General features: G+C 68.2%; 20 protein-coding genes and 1 pseudogene. 11 read left to right on the top strand and 10 right to left on the bottom strand.

Features of this window, described 5'->3' with window-relative positions; translation table 11 throughout:
* Window positions 1-83: 83 nt before the first annotated feature.
* From ACMUOY_RS18460 to ACMUOY_RS18475, 4 genes and pseudogenes are all read left to right on the top strand, one after another.
* Complete coding sequence (locus tag ACMUOY_RS18460) at window positions 84-1,043, top strand: Bug family tripartite tricarboxylate transporter substrate binding protein (RefSeq protein WP_413894205.1); 960 nt, start codon at window positions 84-86, stop codon at window positions 1,041-1,043.
* A gap of 14 nt (window positions 1,044-1,057) precedes the next feature.
* Window positions 1,058-2,620 (top strand): galactarate dehydratase, encoded by a 1,563-nt coding sequence (gene garD / locus ACMUOY_RS18465; protein ID WP_413894206.1) that lies wholly within the window; start codon window positions 1,058-1,060, stop codon window positions 2,618-2,620.
* A gap of 24 nt (window positions 2,621-2,644) precedes the next feature.
* On the top strand, window positions 2,645-3,970 hold the full coding sequence (gene gudD / locus ACMUOY_RS18470; protein ID WP_413894207.1) for a glucarate dehydratase: 1,326 nt from the start codon (window positions 2,645-2,647) through the stop codon (window positions 3,968-3,970).
* 17 nt (window positions 3,971-3,987) lie between these two features.
* Window positions 3,988-5,417, top strand: a pseudogene (locus ACMUOY_RS18475) (aldehyde dehydrogenase (NADP(+))).
* Window positions 5,418-5,525: 108 nt separating this feature from the next.
* Here ACMUOY_RS18475 and bktB read toward each other — a convergent pair.
* Window positions 5,526-6,710, bottom strand: a complete 1,185-nt coding sequence (gene bktB / locus ACMUOY_RS18480; protein WP_413894208.1) for a beta-ketothiolase BktB — start codon at window positions 6,708-6,710, stop codon at window positions 5,526-5,528.
* A 121-nt stretch (window positions 6,711-6,831) separates the two neighbouring features.
* Between bktB and ppk2 the strand changes: the two genes are divergently transcribed.
* Window positions 6,832-7,779, top strand: a complete 948-nt coding sequence (gene ppk2 / locus ACMUOY_RS18485) for a polyphosphate kinase 2 (RefSeq protein ID WP_413894209.1) — start codon at window positions 6,832-6,834, stop codon at window positions 7,777-7,779.
* Window positions 7,780-7,922: 143 nt separating this feature from the next.
* Here ppk2 and ACMUOY_RS18490 read toward each other — a convergent pair whose 3' ends face one another.
* The 4 genes from ACMUOY_RS18490 to ACMUOY_RS18505 are packed head-to-tail and all read right to left on the bottom strand — an operon-like array spanning window position 7,923 to window position 10,237.
* Window positions 7,923-8,678, bottom strand: a complete 756-nt coding sequence (locus ACMUOY_RS18490) for an SDR family NAD(P)-dependent oxidoreductase (RefSeq protein WP_413894210.1) — start codon at window positions 8,676-8,678, stop codon at window positions 7,923-7,925.
* A gap of 37 nt (window positions 8,679-8,715) precedes the next feature.
* Complete coding sequence (locus ACMUOY_RS18495; protein ID WP_413894211.1) at window positions 8,716-9,426, bottom strand: RluA family pseudouridine synthase; 711 nt, start codon at window positions 9,424-9,426, stop codon at window positions 8,716-8,718.
* Window positions 9,423-9,911: a HugZ family protein gene (locus ACMUOY_RS18500; protein ID WP_413894212.1), complete on the bottom strand. Its 489-nt coding sequence runs from the start codon at window positions 9,909-9,911 to the stop codon at window positions 9,423-9,425. Before ACMUOY_RS18500 ends, ACMUOY_RS18495 begins: the two co-directional genes overlap by 4 nt.
* Before the next feature lie 23 nt (window positions 9,912-9,934).
* A complete protein-coding gene (locus ACMUOY_RS18505; RefSeq protein ID WP_413894213.1) occupies window positions 9,935-10,237 on the bottom strand; it encodes a VF530 family DNA-binding protein in 303 nt (100 codons plus the stop codon).
* A 151-nt stretch (window positions 10,238-10,388) separates the two neighbouring features.
* Here ACMUOY_RS18505 and ACMUOY_RS18510 point away from each other — a divergent pair, with 151 nt between their 5' ends.
* Window positions 10,389-10,979, top strand: coding sequence for an NAD(P)H-dependent oxidoreductase (locus ACMUOY_RS18510; protein WP_413894214.1), 591 nt, complete (start codon window positions 10,389-10,391; stop codon window positions 10,977-10,979).
* Between the two features lie 72 nt (window positions 10,980-11,051).
* On the top strand, window positions 11,052-11,627 hold the full coding sequence (locus ACMUOY_RS18515) for a hypothetical protein (RefSeq protein WP_413894215.1): 576 nt from the start codon (window positions 11,052-11,054) through the stop codon (window positions 11,625-11,627).
* On the opposite strand, the gene ACMUOY_RS18520 is transcribed toward ACMUOY_RS18515, so the two are convergent.
* The 3 genes from ACMUOY_RS18520 to ACMUOY_RS18530 are packed head-to-tail and all read right to left on the bottom strand — an operon-like array spanning window position 11,624 to window position 13,908.
* Window positions 11,624-12,910, bottom strand: a complete 1,287-nt coding sequence (locus ACMUOY_RS18520; protein ID WP_413894216.1) for a c-type cytochrome — start codon at window positions 12,908-12,910, stop codon at window positions 11,624-11,626. The two genes, ACMUOY_RS18515 and ACMUOY_RS18520, sit on opposite strands and share 4 nt — an antisense overlap.
* Complete coding sequence (locus ACMUOY_RS18525; RefSeq protein WP_413894217.1) at window positions 12,907-13,656, bottom strand: c-type cytochrome; 750 nt, start codon at window positions 13,654-13,656, stop codon at window positions 12,907-12,909. The genes ACMUOY_RS18520 and ACMUOY_RS18525 overlap by 4 nt, the downstream gene beginning before the upstream one ends.
* Window positions 13,657-13,692: 36 nt before the next feature.
* Window positions 13,693-13,908, bottom strand: coding sequence for a hypothetical protein (locus ACMUOY_RS18530; RefSeq protein ID WP_413894218.1), 216 nt, complete (start codon window positions 13,906-13,908; stop codon window positions 13,693-13,695).
* Here ACMUOY_RS18530 and ACMUOY_RS18535 point away from each other — a divergent pair.
* The 3 genes from ACMUOY_RS18535 to ACMUOY_RS18545 are packed head-to-tail and all read left to right on the top strand — an operon-like array spanning window position 13,907 to window position 16,668.
* Complete coding sequence (locus tag ACMUOY_RS18535) at window positions 13,907-14,425, top strand: GNAT family N-acetyltransferase (protein ID WP_413894219.1); 519 nt, start codon at window positions 13,907-13,909, stop codon at window positions 14,423-14,425. The genes ACMUOY_RS18530 and ACMUOY_RS18535 overlap by 2 nt on opposite strands.
* Window positions 14,426-14,456: 31 nt before the next feature.
* Window positions 14,457-15,443 carry a tRNA dihydrouridine synthase gene (locus tag ACMUOY_RS18540; RefSeq protein ID WP_413894220.1) on the top strand — a complete coding sequence of 329 codons (987 nt, stop codon included), beginning with the start codon at window positions 14,457-14,459 and terminating at the stop codon, window positions 15,441-15,443.
* A gap of 10 nt (window positions 15,444-15,453) precedes the next feature.
* A complete protein-coding gene (locus ACMUOY_RS18545) occupies window positions 15,454-16,668 on the top strand; it encodes a methyltransferase (RefSeq protein WP_413894221.1) in 1,215 nt (404 codons plus the stop codon).
* A gap of 159 nt (window positions 16,669-16,827) precedes the next feature.
* On the opposite strand, the gene ACMUOY_RS18550 is transcribed toward ACMUOY_RS18545, so the two are convergent.
* Together ACMUOY_RS18550 and ACMUOY_RS18555 are read right to left on the bottom strand one after the other, a co-directional pair.
* Complete coding sequence (locus ACMUOY_RS18550; RefSeq protein WP_413894222.1) at window positions 16,828-19,740, bottom strand: hypothetical protein; 2,913 nt, start codon at window positions 19,738-19,740, stop codon at window positions 16,828-16,830.
* A gap of 303 nt (window positions 19,741-20,043) precedes the next feature.
* Entirely contained in the window at window positions 20,044-21,594 is a 1,551-nt protein-coding gene (locus tag ACMUOY_RS18555) for an acyl-CoA synthetase (RefSeq protein ID WP_413894223.1), read from the bottom strand.
* A gap of 183 nt (window positions 21,595-21,777) precedes the next feature.
* On the opposite strand from ACMUOY_RS18555, the gene ACMUOY_RS18560 reads away from it, so the two are divergent.
* On the top strand, window positions 21,778-22,601 hold an 824-nt coding region (locus ACMUOY_RS18560; RefSeq protein ID WP_413894224.1), incomplete at its 3' end, for a DUF1631 family protein.

Genomic DNA, 22,601 nt, shown 5'->3' on the forward strand with positions numbered 1-22,601 from the left:
CCGCGCACCCCTTCGACCACAAGCCCCACAGGCTCCTACCAACCATTTTTATAACCCTTTCCAAAGATATAAGGAGACACGTCATGAACAAAATCCTCAGTGCCCTGCTGCTCGCGCTGGCCGCGGCCGGCAATGCCTTCGCGGCCTACCCGGACAAACCGGTGACCGTGGTCGTTCCCTTTCCGCCAGGCGGCGCGTCCGACCAGATCGGCCGCGTGGTGGCGCAGAAACTTCAGGAAAAAATGGGCGGCAGCTTCATCATCGACAACAAGGCCGGCGCCACCGGCACCATCGGTGCGGCGTTTGTCAAGCGCGCGCCCCCCGATGGCTACACCTTGCTGGTGTCCTCGCTCGGTCCGTTCGTGATCGCGCCGCACCTGATCAAGGGCGTGCAGTACGACGCACTCAAGGACTTCGACCTGATCACGGTGGCGGTGCAAGCGCCCAACGTGCTGGTGGTGCCGGCCAGTTCGCCGGACAAGAGCGTGTCCGACCTGCTGGCCCACCTGAAAAATAGCCCGGGCAAGGTCAGCTTCGCCTCGTCGGGCAACGGCTCGTCGGATCACCTGTCCGCCGAACTGTTGTGGCAGCAAAGCGGTACCGACGGCTTGCACGTGCCCTACAAGGGCGGCGGCCCGGCCATCAACGACCTGCTGGGAGGACAGGTGGATGCCGCGTTCGTGAACATCAACAGCATCATCCAGCACATCAAGGCCGGAAAGGTGCGCGCCCTGGCCGTGGCGTCGGAGAAGCGCAATCCCTTGCTGCCGGACGTGCCGACGCTGGCCGAGCAGGGAGTCAAGGGCGCCGAGGTGCAGTCCTGGCAGGCGGTGGCCGCACCGAAAGGGCTGCCTGCCGACATCAAGCTCAAGCTGCATGGCGCCATCGTCGCCGGCCTCAACGAGCCTGCGGTCAAGGACAAGCTGGTGGCGCAGGGCTTCGAGATCGTGACCAACACCCCCGAGCAGTTCACCGCCTACCAGGCTTCCGAATACGCCCGGTGGAAGAAGCTGATCGAGAGCCGCAAGATCACGGCCGATTGAGCACAGGCTGAACCATGAGTGCCCAATCGCCCCGGCGCATCTGCATGCACCCGTCCGACAACGTGGCCATTGTCGCCAACGATGGCGGGCTCGCGGCAGGCACTGTGTTCGATGACGGCCTGACCTTGCGGGAGCGGGTGCCGCAGGGGCACAAGGTGGCCTTGGTGGACATCCCTGCCGGGGGCGAGGTGCGGCGATACAACGTGGTGATCGGCCATGCGCATGCCGCCATTCCGGCCGGGAGCTGGGTGCACGAGCGGCTGCTGGTCATGCCAGCGGCCGCGTCGCTGCAGGGTTTGCCCGTGGCGACCCGCGCGCCGGTGGCGGTGGAGCCCCTGAAGGGATTCACGTTCGCGGGTTACCGCAACGCCGACGGCTCGGTGGGCACGCGCAACCTGCTGGCGATCACCCAGACCGTGCAGTGCGTGGCCGGCGTGGCGCGGCTGGCCGCCGAGCGCATCCGTGTCGAACTGCTGCCGCGCTACCCGAACGTGGATGGCGTGGTGGCGCTGGAGCACGGCTACGGCTGTGGCGTGGCGATCGACGCGCCCGGTGCGGAGATCCCGATCCGCACCCTGCGCAACATTGCCCTGAACCCGAACTTCGGCGGCGAGGTGCTGGTCCTGAGCCTGGGCTGCGAGAAGTTGCAGCCCGAGCGCCTCCTGCCTGAGGGGGTGATCCCCGTTGCGGTGCAGGGCTCGTCGTGCGGACCGGACGTATTGCGCCTGCAGGACGAGCAGCACATCGGCTTCATGGCCATGGTGGAGGCCGTCATGCAGCGCGCCGTGCCGCATCTGGAGCGGTTGAACGAGCGTCGCCGCGAAACCGTGCCGGCAAGCGAACTGGTGGTGGGTGTGCAGTGTGGTGGCAGTGATGCGTTTTCCGGTGTGACCGCGAATCCGGCGGTGGGCTACTGCACCGACCTGCTGGTGCGCGCCGGCGCCACCGTGATGTTCTCCGAGACCACCGAGGTGCGCGATGCGGTGGACCAGCTCACAGCTCGTGCAGCCGACGCTTCAGTGGCAGAGGCCATCCGTCGCGAGATGGCCTGGTACGACGACTACCTCACAAGGGGCGGCGTGGACCGCAGTGCCAACACCACCCCGGGCAACAAGCAGGGGGGGCTGTCCAACATCGTTGAGAAGGCGATGGGGTCCATAGTCAAGTCCGGCAGCGCGCCGATCATGGGGGTGCTCCGCCCGGGCAACAAGTTGCCGGCCGGCCACCGTGGTTTGTATTTCGCCGCCACACCCGCCAGCGATTTCATCTGCGGCACGTTGCAGCTGGCCGCCGGCATGAACCTGCACGTGTTCACCACCGGCCGGGGAACCCCGTACGGCCTGGCCGAGGTGCCGGTGATCAAGGTGGCCACACGCAGCGAGCTGGCCCGGCGCTGGCACGACCTGATCGACCTCAACGCCGGCGTCATTGCCGACGGCGAAGCCGGCATCGAAGGGGTGGGTTGGGCGCTGTTCCACCAGATGCTCGACGTGGCCAGTGGGCGCCAACGCACCTGGGCCGAGCGCTGGAAGCTTCACAACGCGCTGGTGCTGTTCAACCCGGCCCCGGTGACCTGAGTTTTCCCTTTTCTGATTCCATCCATGTCCACTCCCGTCGTCTTGACTGTGCGTGTCGTCCCCGTCGCCGGGCGCGACGGCATGCTGCTCAACCTCTCCGGCGCGCACGCGCCCTTCTTCACCCGCAACCTGCTGATCGTGCAGGACAGCAGCGGCCACACCGGCGTCGGCGAAGTGCCTGGCGGCGAAAGAATCCGCCAGACGCTGGAAGATGCCCGCCCCCTGGTCGAAGGCCAGCCCATCGGCAACCTTCAGGCCATCCTGAACGCCATGCGCGCGCGCTTTGCCGACCGAGACAGCGGCGGCCGCGGCCTGCAGACCTTCGATCTGCGCACCACCATCCACGCCGTGACCGCGGTGGAATCGGCCTTGCTGGACCTGCAAGGCCAGCTCCTGGGCGTGCCGGTGGCGGCTCTGCTGGGCGAGGGCCAGCAGCGCGATGCGGTGCAGATGCTGGGCTACCTGTTCTTCGTGGGCGACCGCACGAAAACCGACTTGCCCTATGCGAGTGAGCCTGACAATCCCGACGCGTGGTGCCGCCTGCGCCATCAGATGGCCATGACGCCTGCAGCCGTCGTGCGCCTGGCCGAGGCCGCGCAGGCGCGCTACGGTTTCCAGGACTTCAAGCTCAAGGGCGGTGTGCTGCGTGGCGACGAGGAAGTGGAGGCCGTCACGGCCCTGCACGAGCGTTTCCCTGAAGCCCGCGTGACCCTGGACCCCAACGGTGGCTGGCTGCTGAACGACGCGATCCGGCTGGGGCAGAAGATGCGCGGTGTCGTGGCCTACGCCGAAGACCCCTGCGGCGCCGAAGACGGCTTCTCCGGCCGCGAGGTGATGGCGGAATTCCGCCGGTCCACTGGCTTGCCCACGGCGACCAACATGGTGGCCACCGACTGGCGGCAGCTGGCGCATGCGCTGGCGCTGCAGAGCGTGGACATTCCGCTGGCCGACCCGCATTTCTGGACCATGGCCGGCAGCGTGCGTGTGGCCCAGACCTGCCGCGACTGGGGGCTGACCTGGGGCTCGCACTCCAACAACCATTTCGACGTTTCACTGGCCATGTTCACCCATGTCGGCGCCGCCGCGCCAGGCAAGGTCACCGCCATCGACACCCACTGGATCTGGCAGGACGGTCAGCGCCTGACCAAAGAGCCGCTGCGCATTGAAGGCGGCTACGTGCAGGTGCCCAAGAAGCCCGGCCTGGGTGTGGAACTCGACATGGCCGAGGTGGAAAAAGCCCACCAGCTCTACCTTCGGCATGGCCTGGGTGCGCGCGATGACGCCCTCGCGATGCAATACCTGATCCCCGGCTGGACCTTTGACCCCAAGCGCCCCTGCCTGGTGCGCTGAACCCTAAGCACCTTCCCATGACTGATTTCACTGCGCCCTCCGCGCCCGATGTGGATGCTGCTGCCTTTGCCGCCCATGCGGCCTTTGCCCGTTACGGCGCCAGCGACGCTGCCATCCGCGCCACCCTCCTGCGCGGTTTGGCCGAGGCGCTCGAAACCCATCGCGACCAGCTGGTGCCCCTGGCGGACGAGGAAACCTGCCTCGGCCTGGCCCGACTGAATGGCGAACTTGACCGCACGGCCTTCCAACTGCGCGGCTTCGCCATCCAGGTCGAGCAGGGCGCGGCGTCCGTCGCCACCGATGACCCGGCCGTGCCCGGCGCGCCGCCCGTGGGCCACCCGCACCTGTTGCGGGTGCGGGTGCCGCTGGGGCCGGTAGCCATGTTTGCGGCCTCCAACTTTCCCTTTGCCTTCTCGGTGCTGGGCGGCGACACCGCATCAGCCCTGGCCGCTGGCTGCCCGGTGGTGGTGCGCGCGCACAGCGGTCACCCCGCCTGTCGCGCGAGGTGGCCGCGCTGGCCTCGGCCGTGGTGGCCGCGCAAGGCCTGCCGGCTGGCGTGTTTGGCCTGATCGATCGCCACGGCAACGAGGTGGGCGCCGCGCTGGTGGCGCACCCGCTGATCGCCGCGGCCGCCTTCACCGGCTCGGTGCGTGGGGGCCTGGCGCTGGAGAAGGTGGCGCAGTCGCGCGAGCGTCCGATTCCCTTCTTCGGCGAACTCGGCTCGGTCAACCCCGTGGTCGCTTTGCCTGCGGCGCTGGCGGCCAATGGCGCAGAGCTGGCCAAAGGCCTGGCCGGCTCGATCACCGTGGGCTGTGGCCAGTTCTGCACCAGCCCAGGCGTGATCCTGGTGCCGGCCGGCGCGGCGGGTGACGCCTTTGTTGCCACCCTGGTCGACGCGCTCAGGCTCGTACCAACTCACGCGATGCTCACGCCGCACATGCGTGCCGGCTTCGAGGCCGGCTGCGCCGCCTGGGCCGCACATCCGCACCTGCAGCCCCTGCTGGCCGACTGCGCGGCGGACGGCGAGCCGCCACGGCCTTTTCTGGCCCAGGTCGATGGGGCGACCTTCATCGCCAGCAAACACCTGCACGAAGAAGTCTTCGGCCCCGCCGCGCTGGTGGTCCGCGTCACTGGAACAGATCAGGCCATCGAGGCACTGCAGGCCGTTGGCGGCACGCTGACGGTGACGATCTGGGGTGCAGACGAGGCCAGCGAAGCGAACGCCGCCTTGGTGCACGCAGCCACGCAGGTGGCCGGGCGCGTGCTGTTTGCCGGTTTCCCGACCGGTGTGGCTGTCACCGCAGGCCAGCAGCACGGCGGGCCGTTCCCGGCATCTACCCAGCCAGGCACCACCTCCGTCGGATGGGCGGCCCTTGACCGCTTTCTGCGCCCCGTGGCACTGCAGGAGGCGCCGGCATGGCTGCTGGCGCGCCACGGCGCTGTCTGACGTCAGACAGCGCGGGGCCCAGAGCTGCGCAACAAGACAAAGGGCCCCAAGGGGCCCTCTGTTTGCGAGCTCAGCCCGGCAAGCCGAGCGGCTTTTTTCGGCAATCGATTACATGCGCTCGAAGATCGCGGCAATGCCTTGCCCGCCGCCGATGCACATCGTGACCAGGGCGTAACGTCCATTGACGCGCTGCAGCTCATACAAGGCTTTCACGGTGATCAGCGCGCCGGTGGCGCCGATGGGGTGACCCAGCGAGATGCCGGAGCCGTTGGGGTTGACCTTGGCCGGGTCCAGACCCAGTTCGCGGGTCACGGCGCAGGCTTGCGCGGCGAAGGCTTCGTTGGCCTCGATCACGTCCAGGTCGTTGACCGTGAGGCCGGTCTTCTTCAGCACGGCTTGCGTGGCCGAGATGGGGCCCACGCCCATGATCTTGGGGTCCAGGCCGGTGTGCGCGTAGCCCACCAGGCGGGCCAGCGGTTTGGCACCGCGGGCCTTCGCGGCGCCGGCTTCCATCAGCACGACGGCGGCGGCGGCGTCATTGATGCCAGAGGCGTTGCCGGCGGTCACGGTGCCGTTTTCCTTCACGAACACGGGCTTGAGCTTGGCCATGTCTTCCAGCTTGCAGTCGGGGCGGAAATGTTCGTCGGTGGCCCAGGCCACCTCGCCCTTCTTGCTCTTGAGCGTGACGGGGACGATCTGGTCCTTGAAGTAGCCGGCCGCGGTGGCGCGCTGGGCGCGGTTGTGGCTCTCGACGGCCAGCGCGTCCTGCATCTCGCGGGTGATGCCGTACTTGGCGGCCACGTTCTCGGCCGTCACGCCCATGTGGATGGTGTGGAAGGGGTCGTGCAGCGCACCGACCACCATGTCGATCATCTTGGTGTCGCCCATGCGTGCGCCCCAGCGCATGTTCAGGCTGGCGTACGGGCCGCGGCTCATGTTCTCGGCACCGCCCCCGATGGCGATGTCGGTATCGCCGAGCAGGATGGACTGACTGGCCGAGACGATGGCCTGCAGGCCCGAGCCGCACAGGCGGTTCACGTTGAAGGCCGGCGTGCCCTCGGCGCAACCGCCGTTGATGGCCGCCACGCGCGACAGGTACATGTCCTTGGGCTCGGTGTTGACCACGTGGCCGAACACAACGTGGCCCACGTCCTTGCCGTCGACGCCGGCACGCGCCAGCGACTCGCGCACGACTTGGGCGGCCAGGTCGGTGGGCGGGATGTCCTTCAGGCTTCCGCCATAGGTACCAATGGCGGTGCGCACACCGCTGACAACAACAACTTCACGGCTCATGGGAGTCTCCTGGATTGTGGGTGAAAGCGCCTATTTTCCCCACTTTCGGCTACAGCGGGCTGACAACCCGCGCCCGGTCTGTCATCAATCCGTCACAGGCGGGCGCCACACTTCAGCCACCATGAGCGAGCCCCTGAATGCCCCCGAGATCCCCCTGTCTGCCGACGATGCCCTGATGGATCGCATCCACCGCGACCTGATCGATGGCTACGACGAGGAGCTGGAGCTGGAGTTCGAAGACCGCACGGTCGCCGCGCTGACGGGCGACACCTCGCCCGACTTCACGCTGGAAAGCCGCGAAACCCGGCGCCACTACTTCCGCGAGTTGTTTCGCCTGCAGGGTGAGCTGGTCAAGCTGCAGGACTGGGTGGTGGCCAGCGGCCACAAGGTGGTGATCCTCTTCGAAGGGCGTGATGCCGCCGGCAAGGGCGGCGTGATCAAGCGCATCACCCAGCGCCTGAACCCGCGCGTGTGCCGCGTGGCGGCGCTGCCGGCGCCCAACAACCGCGAGCGCACGCAGTGGTACTTCCAGCGCTACGTGTCGCACCTGCCGGCCGCCGGCGAGATGGTGCTGTTCGACCGCAGCTGGTACAACCGCGCCGGTGTGGAGCGGGTCATGGGCTTTTGTTCGGAAGACGATGTCGAGGCCTTTTTCCGCGACGTGCCCGAGTTCGAGAAGATGCTGGTGCGCTCGGGCATCCAGCTCATCAAGTACTGGTTCTCGATTTCGGACGACGAGCAGAACCTGCGCTTTCTCGGGCGCATCCACGACCCGCTCAAGCAGTGGAAGCTCAGCCCGATGGACCTGGAGTCGCGCCGGCGCTGGGAGGACTACACCCGCGCCAAGGAGGCGATGCTGGCGCGCACCCACGTCGACGACGCGCCCTGGTGGATCGTGCCGGCTGACGACAAGAAGAAAGCCCGCCTGAACTGCATCCACCACCTGCTGGCGCAGATGGACTACCGCGAGATCGAGCGCGCGCCGGTCGTGCTGCCGCCGCGCGAGCGCCACGACGACTATGTGCGCCAGCCGGTGCCGCAAGAAATCCTGGTGCCGCAGGTGTATTGAGCCGGCCGCTGCGCCCACCTGGTCAACGGGATGGGCTCACCGCGCCAGGAAACACTCCTGAATCAGGAGCAGATAATGACCATTCCGCGCTGGGAAGGTGCGATTCTTGTCAAGAAATAGGACGGAAGGCCCTGTTTCAAGCCTCAATCCCGTACGTCGGCGACCGGGTTGGCGCCGAAATCGGCACGGCCCAGGTAGCCCAGCACCTGGGCCGCCGCACCATCCGGGCTGCTCAGCAGGCCCTTGTCCTTCAGGCCGATGAAGTTGCCCACGTCCGGAAAGGCGGTGCTGGCGGCGCCGCGCAACCGCACCTGCATGTCGGTGTCGATCACGCCGGGCGCCAGCGAGCACACCCGGGCGCCGTCCGGCTTCAGCGCTTCTTCCAGCGCCAGGCAGCGGGTGAAGTGGTCCATGCCGGCCTTGGCGGCGCAGTAGCCCGCCTGCGAGGCCATCGCGCGCCGCCCCAGGCCGGACGAGATGTTGAGCACCTTGCGCGGCACGGGCCAGGCGGCGGTGGCGTGCAGGAAGGCCGCCGTCAGCGCCATCGGTGCCTCCAGGCCGACCCGCAGCGCATGCGCCAGGTCGTCCGGCTCGGCCTCGCTCAGCGGGCCGATGCGGGGTATCACGCCCGCGTTGTTGATCAGCGTCGCCGCTGCGAAAGCGCCGTGCGGCTGCGCCGCCAGCCAGGCGGACAGACGGGCGGCCACGGCACTGGCGTCGGCCAGGTCCACGGACCACTGGACGAGCGTGGCGCCAGCAGCTGCAGCGTCGGCGCTCAGGGAGTGGTTGGGTGTGCGCGAGAGCGTGAGCAGCGTGTGGCCAGGCTGCAGCAGTTGCCGCGCCATGGCCAGGCCCATGCCGCGGGAAGCACCGGTGAGGATCGTGAGGGGGGTTGTCATGGACGCATGGTAGCGCCACGGCCGACGAGGTGGGTCTTCAGAACGGTGGCGCGCTGTCGAACACCATCGGCATGCCGGTGGCCGGGTGAAACAGTGCCAGACGCTGCGCGTGCAGCAGCAGGCGGCTGGTAGAGCCTGTTTCCTGGGCAGGCGCATAGAGCGGATCGCCCACGATGGGATGGCCCAGCGCCTGCAGGTGCACGCGCAACTGGTGCGAGCGTCCGGTGACGGGCTCCAGCAGCACGCGGGTGGTGCCCGCAGCCGCGTCGTGCGCCAGCACCCGCCAGCGGGTGCGGCTGGGCCGCCCCTGCTCGTGATCGACGATGCTGCGCGGGCGGTTCAGCCAGTCCAGGATCAGGGGCAGGTCGATCAGTCCCCAGCCGTCGTCGGTCTCGGGCGGTGCCAGCAGACCCTGCACCACCGCGACGTACTGTTTGTGCACCTGGCGCTTTTCAAAGCCGAGGTTGAGCGCGCGTTGGGCGGCCGGGCCACGGGCCATGACGATCAGGCCGGAGGTGGCCATGTCGAGCCGGTGCACCACCAGGGCGTCGGGAAACGCGGCCTGCGCGCGGGCCGCCAGGCAGTCCTGCTTGTCCTCGCCGCGCCCGGGCACGGCCAGCAGGCCGGCGGGTTTGTCGAACACCAGCAGGGCGTCGTCGGCGTGCACCACCTGCAGGCCGGGCGGCACGGGCGGGCCCGCGGACCAGGGCGGAGCGGATTCGGGTCCGCCTGCGGCCACTGCGCTCATGCGCCCAGCACGCGAGCCAGCTCGTCCCCGTCCACGCTGCGCGCGGCGCCGAAGCCGGCCACCTGGCGCGCGCCCGTGGGGCGCAGCAGCACGAAACGGAAGTCACCCAGCGTGGTCATCGGTTCGGCCTCGGGGAAACGGGCCAGGTAGGCATGGCGCGCCGCCTGCCATCCGGCGCTGTCGCGCCCGGGCGTGTCGGCCACCACATCCAGCGACACGCGCGGCAAGGCATGCACCGGCTCGCCCGGCGTCTCGGCCGCCATCACCAGCAGCGACGCACGCGGCTGCACCTGCAGGTTGCGTGTGTGTGCCGCCAGGCCGCTGAGGTGCACCACCAGCGCGGGGCCACCTGGCCAGACCGCGTAGGGCACCATCGAGACGAAAGGCTGCGCCGGGTCGGCGGCGTCCAGCGTGCCCAGCGCCGCCACGCGGCGGCCGGCGATCAGGTCGCGCAGTTCGCGCATCAGGCGGGGTTCGTGGGTCATGGAGGGATAGGCGGCGGGTGCGATCACGGTGCCGCGGCCGGCGGTGTGCCGGCGTGGCCCTGGGCGCGCCGGTCGTCCCGCAGCATGAACAGGTACAGCCCTTCCACCTTGTCGCGCGCCCAGGGCGTCTTGCGCAGGAACTTCAGGCTGGAGGCGATGCTGGGGTCGTGGGTGAAGCAGCGCACGGGGATGCGTTCGCCCAGGCCCTCCCAGCCGTATCGGGCCTGCAGCGCCGTCACGATCGCCTCCAGTGTCATGCCGTGCAGCGGATTGCGCGGCTGTGCAGGCGGCGCATCGTTGGGAGCAGGTGGTAGGGTGGCGGACATGCGGCGATTTTGACACCGGCAACCGGTCCCTTCCGAGACGGCTGGTTTCCCGGTACGCTTGCGTTGGTCGGGTGGGCGCCGCACACTGTGGTCAGGCGGGCCGCACCAGCTGCGATACCGCGAAACCAACAGGACGCCGGAGGTAACTGAAATGACCGCCAGACGCATTCTCATCATCCAGGGCCACCCCGATCCGGATGCCCGGCATCTCTGCCACGCCTTGGAAGACGCCTATGCCGCCGGTGCGATCGATGCTGGACATGCCGTTCGGCGGGTGAATGTGGCGAAGCTGGATTTTCCGATCCTGCGCAGTCAGGCGGAATGGGACCACGGCCCGGTTCCGCCGGCACTGGTGGGTGTGCAGGCCGACATTCTGTGGGCCCAGCATCTGGTGCTGTTCTTTCCGCTGTGGCTGGGTGGCCTGCCAGCCCATTTCAAGGGCTTTCTGGAGCAGGTGGCGCGACCCGGTTTTGCGTTTACCGAGAAGGACGGCAACCCGTTCGGCCGCAAGGGGCTGACCGGCCGCTCGGCGCGGGTGGTCGTGACCCTGGGCATGCCGACCATCGTGTACCGCTGGTATTTCCGTGCCAGCGGCGTCAGATCGCTGGAGCGCAACATTCTGAGCTTTGTCGGCATCGATCCGGTGCGCGAAACCCTGATCGGCGGCGTCGATCGGCTCGGCGCCGACGGCGTGGCCGAATGGAAAGCGCAACTCGACCGGCTGGGCGCAGCCGCTGAATAGCGGCGCGTGGCATGCGCGGCATGCTTGACCTGTCGCAAGGATGCTCACGAGAGTTTGGGAGATAGTGGGCGCATGAAACAACTTTGCTTGCGGGTCCTGATTCTGGTGACCGCTTTGGGTCTGGCGGGGTGTACGGCCCTGTTGCCCAGCAGCAGCGCAGTGTCGCCGTCGTCATTCGACAGTTTCGAGGCGGCCCAGGCCGCGCTCGAAAAGACCGTTCCCTACAAGACGACGCTAGAGGAGCTCAAGGCGCTGGGTTTCGACCCTCAGGCCAGCGCCAACGTCTCGATCATTCCGTATCCCGAGGTTGTCAGCCGGCTGGCACCGTACTCCGGCGTGGCGCTCGATGCGCTCGACCCCGGCGTGCGTGACTGCATCCTGGCGCAGACCCAATGCAAGGCTTACGTCTATCGCTTCGGCCGGGTCGACCGGCAGCGCGACGGCAATTTCTTCCTCGACTTCTTCAACATCAAGCGCGATGTCCAGATGAACGGCTGGCGCTTCGAGGGACTGGTGGTGGTGCGCAACGGCATCGTGCTGTTCCGCAACAGTGCGGGCGAGTCCAAGCTCAACACGTTCGAGAAGACCACCAACCCGCTGGGCCCGTTCCAGCGCTCGGGTGAAAGCAGCGATCTCCTGCTGCGCTAACGCGCCTGGGCCGCCCGCACGCGGTTGACCTCCAGTTCGGTGACCTCCGGCGCCGCATTGCCCCAGGCGCTGCGCAGATGCGTCAGCACGGTGGCGATATCCGCATCGTCCAGCACCAGCACATAAGGCGGCATACCGAAGGGGCGCGGGTTGCCGGCGGTGGCCGGCGCAAAGCCGCCGTGCAGCACCGCGTGCACCATGTTGGTGGTCTGGGCCATGACGACGGCGCGGTTGCCCGCCAGGGCCGGATAGGCGCCCGGCACGCCTTCGCCGCGCTCGCCGTGGCAGCGCGCGCAATGGTCTTCGTACAGCCGGGCGCCGCGCTGGACGCGCGCGGCGCCTGTTGGCTTGGCGGTGGCCTGCGCGGACGGTTTGGCATCGGGCACCTGCGGCAGCGCCTTCAGGTAGGTTGCCATGGCTTGGAGGTCGGCATCACTCTGGTGCTGCGTGCTCTGGAGCACCACCTCGGCCATCGGACCACTGGCGTGGCCGCGGGCCGACTGCCCGGTCTTGAGAAAGGCGACGATCTCGGCCAGCGGCCAGTCGGCCACGCCGGCCTCGGCCCGGTCGTGCAGCGAGGGGGCGTACCCTTCCTGCAGCGCAAGCTGCCCACCGCCGGCGCCACCGGCCTTGAGCGCGCCCAGCGCGTTGCGCGCACCGTGGCATTCGGCGCAATGGGCCAGGCCTTGCACAAGGTAGGCGCCGCGGTTCCACTGGGCGGATTGCGACGGGTCGGACGCCTGCACGCCGGGGCGGAAATACAACGCACGCCAAAACGCCAGCGCTGCTTGCGTGCCGAAGGGCCAGCGCAGTGCAGGCTCGCGATTCGCCTGGGCGACGGGGGGCTGGCTCATCAGCCAGGCGTACAGGGCGTCTGAATCGGCGCGGGTGATCCGGGTCGTGCTGGTGTAGGGAAATGCAGGCGCCAGCAGTCGACCGTCGCGTGAGCGCCCGTGGTGCAAGGCGCGCCAGAAGTCATCCGCGCTCCAATGACCGATGCCGGTCGGTGCGTCGGGCGTCAGGTTGCTCGAATAGACCGTTCCGAAGGGCGTCTCGATGGCGCGTCCGCCTGCGTAGGGCGCGCCGCCACGAAGCGTGTGGCAGCCCAGGCAGTTGCCGGCTCGGGCCAGGTAGGCGCCGCGCGCCCGGGCTTCTTCCGCGGCGACGGGCACCGCTGCCGCCCGGTCCTCCGGCGCATCCCTCACGCCCAGCCACCACACGGCGGCGCCAAGGCCGGCCAGCAGCAGCACCAGCACCGCCAGGGCGCGGCCTGCGCGCGTCATGGCCGTTCTCCGGCAGCCTGCACCGCGGGCGCGCTGCCGCAGCGCCAGCGCGGTGCACCGGGCGGGGCTGGCGGCATCACGGTGGCGGGGTTGGCGGGCATCGCCACGGGCTGAGCGGCCAGCCAGGCGGCCACGGCGCTGACGTCCGTCGCATCCATGCGCCCGGCGATCTGCGCCATGCAGTCCGGTGCGTGGGCGCGGCGCTGCTGGGTCTGCCAGGCACCGATTTGGGCGTTCAGGTAGTCGCGCGGCAGGCCCAGCAGGCCCGGAATGTCCGGCGCCACGCCGGTCAGCTGCGTGCCGTGGCACTGCGTGCAGGCCGGCACCCCGCGCGCCGCATCTCCCTGGCGCGCAAGCACCTCGCCGCGGTGCAGCAACCCGGGCGAGGCAGTGACGGGCGCTGGCGGCGGGTAGGGCAGTTCCAGCGAAGAAAAATGCCGGGCGATCTCCAGCAGGTAGGCGTCGCTGAGCGGGTCCACCATGCGCGTCATCAGGCCGTAGTGGCGCCGCCCGTCGCGGAAGTTGAGCAGCTGGTGGTGAAGGTAGCCCGCCGGCTTGCCGGCCAGGCGGGGGTAGTAGCCGTCGGGTCCGGCGCGGCCCTGGTCGCCGTGGCAGGCGGTGCACGCCAGCACGCGCTGGGCCATGCTGTCTTCAAAAGGTGGCGGGGCAGCGCCAGCGCCGCTGCACAGGAACCAGACTAGCAGCGCTTGCAGCAAAAAGGAGAAAGGGGCAAAGCGTCGCGACATACCGAGGATCATGCCAAAACCCGGCGCAAAGGTTGTTCAGACGGTTGTTTGACCGAAATATGGACGAAATTGCGCCTTTCCCAGCGTCCAAAGGTCATGAAATGCTATTGAATCAGGAGTATTTCGGGTATGGGCAAGGGTGCCCGCCTGCCCGTGCAGCGCCGTGATGATGCCGCAGCGGCGACAATGGGGCGCATTCGTGTCGCCTTGGGCGCCCGGTCGTTTCCCCTTTTTTCCCTTGCTGAACATCATGTCCCTGTACCAGGTCCGCCCCGCCGTCGCGCGCGACGCCGCCACCATTGCCGCCATCCATGTCAACACCTGGCAGGAAGCCTACGAGGGCCTGCTGCCCGAAGCCGATCTGAAGGCCATTTCGGTGGACAAGCGCCTGAAGCTCTGGCGCGAGGCCATCCAGTACGGCGATCCGCAGGTGCACGTGGCGGTGGATGGAGACCGCATCGTGGGTTTCGTCGGTTTCGACCGCTCGCGCGACCCGAAGTCCAAGCCCACCACCGGCGAGATCTGGGCGATCTACGTCGGCCCCGGCGACTGGGATCAGGGCGCCGGCCTGGCGTTGTGGGACGCCGCGCGCGAGGGGCTTGTGGAAGAGGGCTGCACGGAGGTCACGCTGTGGGTGATGCTGAAGAACGAGCGTGCGCTGCGCTTCTTCGAGCTGGCCGGCTTCAAGCGCGAGCTCAACACCGCACGCACCACGCCCATGGGCAGCGTCAAGGTCGAGGAAATCCGCCTCAAACGCACGCTGGACTGATGCGCCTGCTGCACGCCGCGCGCCTTGTCGCATGAAACTGATCCTCGCGCCCATGGAAGGGCTGCTGGATTTCACGCTGCGCGACATCCTGACCCGCGTCGGCGGCGTGGACCGCTGCGTGTCGGAGTTCATCCGCATCACCGACCAGCTGCTGCCCCCGCGGGTGTTCACGCGCATCGTGCCCGAACTTCACCAAGGCAGCCGTACCCCGGCCGGCGTGCCGGTGCGCCCCCAGCTGCTGGGCTCTGACCCGTCGTGCATGGCCGAGAACGCCGCCCTGCTGGCCACGCTGGGCCCGGCCGGCATCGACCTCAACTTCGGCTGCCCGGCCAAGACGGTGAACCAGCACCGCGGCGGGGCCGTTTTGCTGGACGAGCCGGAGCTGGTCGGCCGCATCGTGGCGGCGGTGCGCCGTGCGGTGCCGCCGACCATTCCGGTGTCGGCCAAGATGCGCCTGGGCAACCGCTGCGACGGCCCGGCGCTGGACTGCGCCCGCGCCATCGACGAGGCCGGGGCGGACGAGCTGGTGGTGCATGCGCGCACCCGGGTGCAGGGCTACCGGCCGCCGGCCTACTGGGAGCGGATCCATGAGGTGCGGGCGGCGGTCCGGCTGCCTGTGATCGCCAACGGTGAGATCTGGACGGTGCAGGACGCCTGGCGCTGCCGCGACGTCACCGGCTGCGACACCCTCATGATCGGGCGCGGCCTGGTGCGAAACCCGGGCCTGGCGCTGGCCATCACAGCGGCGGATCGCGTGGCGCGCGTCGCCCCGGCCGGTGCCGGGGGCATTGCATGGAACGACCTGCTGCCGCTGATCGGCGACTTCTGGCGGCAGATTGCCATCCGCGTCGAGCCACGGCATCGCAGCGGGCGGCTCAAGCAGTGGCTGAACTACCTGCGTGGCCACTACCCCGAGGCGGAGCAGGCCTTTGCCGAGCTGCGCCTGAGCAACGACCCGGCCAGCGCCAGCCGTTGGCTGACGGCACAGCTTGCCCCGATGCCGGAGGCGCTTGCGTGACAATGGGTGGATGAACCCGCCCGCGCAGCTCCACTGGCTCGAAAACGGCATCGAGCAATCGGTGCGCTGGCGTTCGGAAAGTGGTGCCCCGCCGCCACGGCGCGTGGTGCTGGCCGACGACACGATGGGCGCCGACGCCGCCTACCGTCTGGCCTGCGAGGGCACGGCCCTGCTGTGGCGCGGCGACTTTCACAATGCCCGCCAGTTGCTGCAGGCGCTGGCCCGCCGGGCGGATCGCAAGCCGCGCCGGCCCGCCCGCGCGACCGCCGCCGGTGCCGGTGCCGAGGCCACGGCACCAACCACCCCGGCACAGGCGTTTCACCTGCACCGCCAGGCGCAGGCGCAGCGGGCCCGGGTGCTGGGCATGCTGATCATTCCGCTGGCGGCCGACTACGCCGTGCCTCTGCGCCGGGCGCCGGACTTCCGGGACGCCTGCACCGAAGCCTGGGATGCCGACGCCCGGACGGCCCGGGACGGCGCGGACAGCGTGGTGTCGCTGCGTGAACTCTCGGGCGTGGTGGGCGCACACGAGTGGCGCAAGAAAGGCGTGGAGGTCGCTTCGCTCGGCGGGCCGGGCCACAACCGGATCCATCCGCACTACGGCGTGTTCTCGCCGGTGCGCGGCGAGTACGTGCAGCTCGTGGCGCAGGCGCCGCTGCCGTCCAACACACTGGCGTTTGACGTGGGCGTGGGCACCGGGGTGCTGTCGGCGGTGCTGGCGCACCGCGGCGTACAGCGCGTGGTGGCCACCGACCAGGACCCGCGCGCGCTGGCCTGCGCCCGCGACAACCTTCAACGCCTGGGCCTGCAGGAGCGCGTCGAGGTGGTGCAGGCCGACCTGTTTCCGACACTGGCGCTCTACGGCCAGGCCCCGCTGATCGTCTGCAACCCGCCGTGGGTGCCGGCGCGCGCCAGCACCCCGGTCGAACACGCGGTGTACGACCCCGACAGCCGCATGCTGCGCGGCTTTCTGGACGGGCTGGCCGCCCACCTGGCGCCGCAGGGCGAGGGCTGGCTGGTGCTGTCGGACCTGGCGGAGCACTTGGACCTGCGCCCGCGCGAGCAGCTGCTGGGCTGGATCGAATCCGCCGGGCTGGCGGTGCGGGGGCGGCTCGACGTGCGGCCGCGCCACCCCAAGGCCGGCGACGCCAGCGACCCGCTGCACGCGGCACGGGCGGCTGAGATTACCTCGCTCTGGCGGCTGGGGCATCGTCAACAGTCATAGCGGAAATCGACCATCCGGCAAGGGGTTCAGGCATTATTCTTTCGAAAAGCTGCCGTCCCTACGACCCGCTGGCGCCAGCCGCGCCGCAGGTATCGCCGGCAGAGCGTCAGTTGCCCTTCGGCAGCGCGTTCTGCAGGGCGATCGCCATGAAGGCGGCGCTCACAGGTAACCCAAAGCGGTATCCAGTGCTGCCAGGCCCCAGGGCAGGGTCGGCGCGCCAAAGCTGAATGCCGAGGCGCTCACGCCTGTCACGCCGACCAGGGTGATCTGCACGTCGATGCTGCCACCGTCGATGGCATGAACACCGGCGGCGAATCCGATCTGGGTATTGCCGCCGCCGGTGCTGATGAGCAGATCGTCGAGTGCCATGACGTTGTTGCCGGCGTCCCGCAACTGGCTTAGGTCGATGCGGTCTTTGCCCACCTCGAAATCCAACACCATGGCCGAGAAGGCGAGGGCGCCGCGGGTGCCAACCAGGGTGATCAGGTCGGCCGACCCGTCCTTGCCGCTCAGCGATCCGCCGCGAATGTCCACCGCGCTGTGGTCGTTGTAGGCCAGCGCGATCCGGTCGTTGCCGGTACCGCCCACAAACAGCTCGCGGCCGCTTGGGAGCCCCTGGCTGCCGAGCAGCAGGTCGTTGCCCTTGCCGCCATCCAGGGCGTCCTGACCCGCGCCGCCGACCAGCAAGTCGTTGCCGTTCCCGCCGCCGAGCACATCGTTGGAAGTGCCACCGATGAGGCGGTCGTCCCCGGATGCACCATCGACGACCACATTGCCGAGCACGGTGACGCCGCGCAGGTCGATGGTGTCGGCGCTCCAGTCGCCGACCAGGCGGGTGGTGCCGGTGGCACCCGAGGCGTCGATCACCTCGATGCCGCTGGTGGCGCTGAAGCTGCGCAGGCCGATGTCCACATCGGCCCCGCTGGCCACGATACGGTCGGTGCCGGCAGCACCGGTGTCGGCGTAGGTGTCGAAGCCGGCAAAGCTGCTCCAGCCGCCGGCTTGGTTACCCGAGACGAGGTAGGTGTCCGCGCCATTGCCGCCGTCCAGGCTGTCGTCGCCACCGCCGCCGCGCAGGGTGTTGTCCGCGTCGTTGCCGAACAAGCTGTCGTTGCCGTGGTAGCCATCCACCACCACATTGCCGAGAACGGTGACGCCGCGCAGATCGATCGTGTCGGCGCTCCAGTCGCCCACCAGGCGCACGGTGCCGGTGGCACCGGACGCATCAATCTCCTCAATGCTTGACAAGGCGGCGCTGAAATTGCGCAGGCCGATGTCCACATCGGTGCCCGTGGCCACGATGCGGTCGGTGCCCAAGGCGCCGGTGTCGGCGTAGGTATCGAAGCCGCCAAAGCTGCTCCAGCCACCCGCCTGGTTGCCGGTGACCTGGTAGGTGTCGCTTCCATTGCCGCCGTCCATCGTGTCATCACCGCCTTCACCCAGGAGGAGGTCGTCGCCGTCACCACCGCGAATCAGGTCGTTGCCGTAGCCCGCGTTGACGAGGTCATCGCCCGCGCCCGCCTCGATGGTGTCTGCATTCCATTGGCCGATGATCTGGTCTGCGCCGTCGGTGCCGGTCAGCAACGAAGCCGCATCGGCGCCAATGACCAAGGTGGAACCCTTGATGAAATAGTTGAGCCAACTCGCCACGTCGGCCAACGTGGCGTTCGCGTCACCGTCCTCGTTCAGAAAGCGACCGTTCTCGATCGTGAATCCGATGTGGTAGATGCCGTCCGCCACGGTATTGACCAGGTTCTGGCCGAAATAGTTGGTGTTGGCGCCATCGTTCTGCACCAGGTGATAGCCCGTCTCGCTCCCGTTTTCGTCGTCGCCGTGCAACTCGATGAACCGGGCCAGGCGCATAGGGTCGGCGCGCAGCCAGGCATTGATCGCCTCGAGGTCGGTGCTGGTGATCCAGCTGTCGGCCATCGCGCCGGTCGCCGCGATGCCCTCCAGGATCAGGGCGTTCAGGGCGTTCGCCGCTCCAGCCCCGCCGTCGATGTCCGCTGCAGGGGAGTTGCGGGCAAGTCCGGCGTCGACCTTGATAGTGTCGACAATGCGGTCGAGTCCGGTGCCGGTGCTGGATGCGTCGGACAGGAAGTAGTTGAGCCAGTCGGCCACGTCGCTCACCGTGGCATTGGCATCGCCGTCCTCGTTGCGGAAGCGGCCGTCCACGATCTCGAAGCCGATGTGATAAACGCCGTCGGCCACGGTATTGACGAGGTTCTTGCCAAAGAAGCGGGTTGTGGCGCCGTCGTTCTGGACCAGGTGGTAGCCGGTCTCCGATCCGTTTTCGTCATCGCCATGCAGTTCGATGAAACGGGTCAGCCGCGTGGCGTCGGCCCGGATCCAGGCATTGAGGGCGATCACATCGGCGGTGGAAACCTTGCCGTCGCCGAGGGCGCCGACGGCCGTCAGGCCGTCCATGATCAACTGGTTGATGCTGTTGGCCGCGTCGGCACCGCCGGCGATTTCCGCCTCAAGGGTCTTCATGGGCAGGCCGGCGTCGGCCATGATCAGGTTGGTGATGCGGTCCAGGCCACTGGCCGTGCGGGAATGGTCGGTAAAGAACTGGGTCAGCCATGCGGCCACCTGATTGACCGATGCATTGGCATCGCCGTCTTCATTGAGGAAGCGGTTGTCCCTGATTTCGAATCCGAGGTGGTAGATGCCATCGGCTACCGTGTCGAAAAGGGCATCACCCCGGTACTTCAGGTTGCCGCCGTCATTCTGGATGAGGTGAAATCCCGTCTCTTCGGCGCCTTCGTCGTCGCCGTGCAGAGCCGTCCATTCCGGCAGCCGGTGTTCGCGAATCCAAGCATTCATCGCGATCACTTCGCTGGCCGTGAAGATGCGGTCTGTGGCTGCGCCGGTCGCTGCGGCAGCATCCAGAATGATCTGGTTCAGCCCATCCGCCGCCGCGGCGCCACCGAGCAGATCGGTTGCCATGTTGGCGCCGGACAATCCGGTGTCGGAGAAGACGGCGTCGACGAGTTGATCGAGCCCGGTGCCCGTGGTGCCGGTTACCGGCGCAGACAGCATTGAAAAGCGGCCAGCCTTGTTGCTTGACATATCTGAAACTCCCTTTGGTGATCCGAATTCCGGGGGCGCTTCGATGGAAGGACGCACGTCCGGCCCGGTCAATGAAATGACCTGCGGGTATGCTAGGGGGGGCACGCCGGATGCACCCGTAATCAGACGTCAGGGGGTGTAATCAAACGAAACGTCAAGGCGGGCCATGCCAGGGCTGACAGCCGCCTGCGGCGCACGCGGGCGGGCCTGCCGCATCAGCGCGAAGGCATGAATGCCGTCGGGATACAGCGTTTACAAAAGTCTACGGTTGTTGCGCAAAGTCGGTCGCTGCCGGAAGTCCGCTTAGCCGCCATGCGTATGGCGCAACTCCCGCTTGAGCAGCTTGCCGCTGGGGTTCTTGGGCAGGCTGTCGGCGAAGACCACGCGCTTCGGCGCCTTGAAGCTGGCCATGTGGGTGGTGCAGTGGGCAATGACCTCAGCCTCGGTCAGGGCCTTGCCGGCCTTGACCACGACCACGGCCGTGACGGCCTCGACCCAGCGCGCATCGGGCAGGCCGATCACGGCGACCTCGCTGACCTGCGGCAGGCGGTAGATCATCTCCTCCACCTCGCGGCTGGCCACGTTCTCGCCGCCGGTCTTGATCATGTCCTTCTTGCGGTCGACGACCGTGATGTAGCGCTCGGCGTCGATCATGGCCAGGTCGCCGCTGTGGAACCAGTCGCCGCTGAACGCGGCGGCGGTTCGCTCGGGATCGTTGAAGTAGCCTAGCATCAGGTGCGGCGAGCGGTGCACGATTTCGCCGACTTCACCCACCGCCACGTCGCGCAGGTCGTCGTTCACCACCCGGGTTTCCACGTTGAGAACGGCCCGGCCGGCCGAGCCGGGCTTACGCAGCTGGTCGTCGGGACCGAGCATGGTGGCCAGCGGTGCAATCTCGGTCTGGCCGTAGAGGTTCCACAGGCGCACCTTCGGTAGCCGGGTGGCCAGTTCGCGCAGGACCTCGACCGGCATGATGGAGGCGCCGTAATAGCCCTTCGCCAGGCTGGTGAGATCGGTGGTGTCGAACAGGGGCGAGCGCAGCAGCGCGATCCAGACGGTCGGCGGCGCAAAGAAGCTGGTGATGCGGTGCTTCGCGATCAGCGGCAGCAGGTGGTCGGGCACCGGCTTGGCCGTGATGACGTTGGTGGAGCCGATGTAGATCGCCGGACCGAAAAACACGTCGAGCTGCGCGCAGTGGTACAGCGGCAGCGCGTGCAGCGCCAGGTCGGCCTCGGCGATCTCGGCGTTGACCACGCAGCTCACGTACTGCCACAGCACGGCATCGTGTGTGAGCATCGCACCCTTGGGTGTGGATTCGGTGCCGCTGGTGTAGACGATCTGCGCCAGGTCGTTGCTGGTCAGTTGCACATCGGGCAGTGGAGCGGTGCAGGCGGCGAGTTCGTCAAAGGTCGTCATGCCGGGGGCGGGCTCGCTTGGGTCTTCCGACGGCAGCCAGAGGAAATCCTTCACCTTCGTGTCCAGCGCGGCGGCTGCGCGGGCCAGATCGGCCAGCCCGCTGTCGGTGGCCAGGGTCTGCGCCCCCGCGTGGCGCAGGATGTAGGCCACCTCGTCGGCCTTGAGCATGAAGTTGATTGGCACCAGCACCGCACCCAGGCGCGCCAGCGCAAAGCGCAGCGCGGCGAAGCCATGAGAGTTGCGCGCCAGCACCGCCACGCGGTCACCCGTCTCCACGCCGCGCGTCGCCAGGCCGGCGGCCAGGCGGCTCACCAGGGCATCGAATTCGCCATAGGTCCAGGTGGTAGGGCCACAGATGATGGCCGTCTTGGCGGGCAGCCGCAGGGCGCTGCGGCGCAGGGCATCGGCAATCGTCTGGCGTCGAATCGAGGGGTGCATGGTGTCTCCGCGTTTTGGTGTGAATCGCAGCGCCTTTATAACCTGCCGGCGCTCGCGGTAAAGGCATGGCCCGCGGGGCGACAGTGTCTCGAATTGCGACAAGTTTCGGTGCAATTTGTAACCAATTGAACTCCAATAAAAAGGGGTTGCGCCGCTAAACTCACTTACAAATATGAGCCATTCATGGTCGCGCAATATTCCATTCTTCAGCGTTGTTTTGAGGAGGCTGCTTCGTCGTCTGCGCGAGTGCTCGAGCACTGCGTCGACCAAGCCGTTTTGAACCTGCAGGCGGAGGCGGCGGGAACTGTTGCGGTGAATGTGCGTGACCGCCTGGCGCTGGCCACGAACGACCTATTGAAGCAGCGGTCTGGCTGGCCGCAAGCCTACGCCACCCGTTTGCGCACTGCGTTCAGAGCCGCACAGGCCGGTGGTGCGGTGGCGGAGACGCCCACGCTGTCGTCGGTTGCCGGGCAGGGGTCGAGCCTGTCCGGCTTTGCCGACCTGACCCTGGTCGATGACGCGCAGATCACCCAGAACATCGAGTTCGCCCGCCTGTCGCAGCAGCTTCGCTTGCAGGTGGATGCGCTCATGGCCGACCTCGACGCGCTGGTCTGTGCGGCGCAGGGCCTGCCCAGCGTGCAGCCCGAGCAGAACCCGCTGCGCCCGGAGGTCTTCGCCGGGGCGCTGCGTGACCTGATCAGCGACGCCCCCGTGGAGCCCGAGACCCGCGCCCGTTGGCTGAAGGCGCTGGCGGTGCCCCTTGGCCGTGAACTGCAGTCCACCTATGAATCCCTGATCGCGCTGCTGAATGCGGCCAATGTGCAGGCGGTGAGCTACCGCTGGGTGGCGGCGCCCGGCGGCGGCACCCCGGGTGGCGGGCGCGGGCAGCGCCCGGGCGCGGGCGGAGCGCCGGATGCTTCGGGGGCGCAAGCATCAAGTGGGGGTGGCTGGAGCCCGGGCAATGGCGGTGGCGGTGGCGGTGGCGGTGGCGGTGGCGGTGGCGGTGG

Origin of the sequence: Candidatus Skiveiella danica, from assembly GCF_022705245.1 — a bacterium.
Classification (GTDB): domain Bacteria; phylum Pseudomonadota; class Gammaproteobacteria; order Burkholderiales; family Burkholderiaceae_C; genus Skiveiella; species Skiveiella danica.

What these genes read in the sequence shown, in the direction of transcription:
- ACMUOY_RS18500 (WP_413894212.1), bottom strand. Translation starts at nt 9,911, where the DNA reads ATGACCCACGAACCCCGCCTGATGCGCGAACTGCGCGACCTGATCGCC.
- gudD (WP_413894207.1), top strand. Translation starts at nt 2,645, where the DNA reads ATGTCCACTCCCGTCGTCTTGACTGTGCGTGTCGTCCCCGTCGCCGGG.
- ACMUOY_RS18515 (WP_413894215.1), top strand. Translation starts at nt 11,052, where the DNA reads ATGAAACAACTTTGCTTGCGGGTCCTGATTCTGGTGACCGCTTTGGGT.
- ACMUOY_RS18510 (WP_413894214.1), top strand. Translation starts at nt 10,389, where the DNA reads ATGACCGCCAGACGCATTCTCATCATCCAGGGCCACCCCGATCCGGAT.
- ACMUOY_RS18540 (WP_413894220.1), top strand. Translation starts at nt 14,457, where the DNA reads ATGAAACTGATCCTCGCGCCCATGGAAGGGCTGCTGGATTTCACGCTG.
- ACMUOY_RS18520 (WP_413894216.1), bottom strand. Translation starts at nt 12,910, where the DNA reads ATGACGCGCGCAGGCCGCGCCCTGGCGGTGCTGGTGCTGCTGCTGGCC.
- ACMUOY_RS18490 (WP_413894210.1), bottom strand. Translation starts at nt 8,678, where the DNA reads ATGACAACCCCCCTCACGATCCTCACCGGTGCTTCCCGCGGCATGGGC.
- ACMUOY_RS18525 (WP_413894217.1), bottom strand. Translation starts at nt 13,656, where the DNA reads ATGTCGCGACGCTTTGCCCCTTTCTCCTTTTTGCTGCAAGCGCTGCTA.
- garD (WP_413894206.1), top strand. Translation starts at nt 1,058, where the DNA reads ATGAGTGCCCAATCGCCCCGGCGCATCTGCATGCACCCGTCCGACAAC.
- ACMUOY_RS18495 (WP_413894211.1), bottom strand. Translation starts at nt 9,426, where the DNA reads ATGAGCGCAGTGGCCGCAGGCGGACCCGAATCCGCTCCGCCCTGGTCC.
- ACMUOY_RS18505 (WP_413894213.1), bottom strand. Translation starts at nt 10,237, where the DNA reads ATGTCCGCCACCCTACCACCTGCTCCCAACGATGCGCCGCCTGCACAG.
- ACMUOY_RS18545 (WP_413894221.1), top strand. Translation starts at nt 15,454, where the DNA reads ATGAACCCGCCCGCGCAGCTCCACTGGCTCGAAAACGGCATCGAGCAA.
- bktB (WP_413894208.1), bottom strand. Translation starts at nt 6,710, where the DNA reads ATGAGCCGTGAAGTTGTTGTTGTCAGCGGTGTGCGCACCGCCATTGGT.
- ACMUOY_RS18535 (WP_413894219.1), top strand. Translation starts at nt 13,907, where the DNA reads ATGTCCCTGTACCAGGTCCGCCCCGCCGTCGCGCGCGACGCCGCCACC.
- ppk2 (WP_413894209.1), top strand. Translation starts at nt 6,832, where the DNA reads ATGAGCGAGCCCCTGAATGCCCCCGAGATCCCCCTGTCTGCCGACGAT.
- ACMUOY_RS18530 (WP_413894218.1), bottom strand. Translation starts at nt 13,908, where the DNA reads ATGATGTTCAGCAAGGGAAAAAAGGGGAAACGACCGGGCGCCCAAGGC.
- ACMUOY_RS18550 (WP_413894222.1), bottom strand. Translation starts at nt 19,740, where the DNA reads ATGTCAAGCAACAAGGCTGGCCGCTTTTCAATGCTGTCTGCGCCGGTA.
- ACMUOY_RS18460 (WP_413894205.1), top strand. Translation starts at nt 84, where the DNA reads ATGAACAAAATCCTCAGTGCCCTGCTGCTCGCGCTGGCCGCGGCCGGC.
- ACMUOY_RS18555 (WP_413894223.1), bottom strand. Translation starts at nt 21,594, where the DNA reads ATGCACCCCTCGATTCGACGCCAGACGATTGCCGATGCCCTGCGCCGC.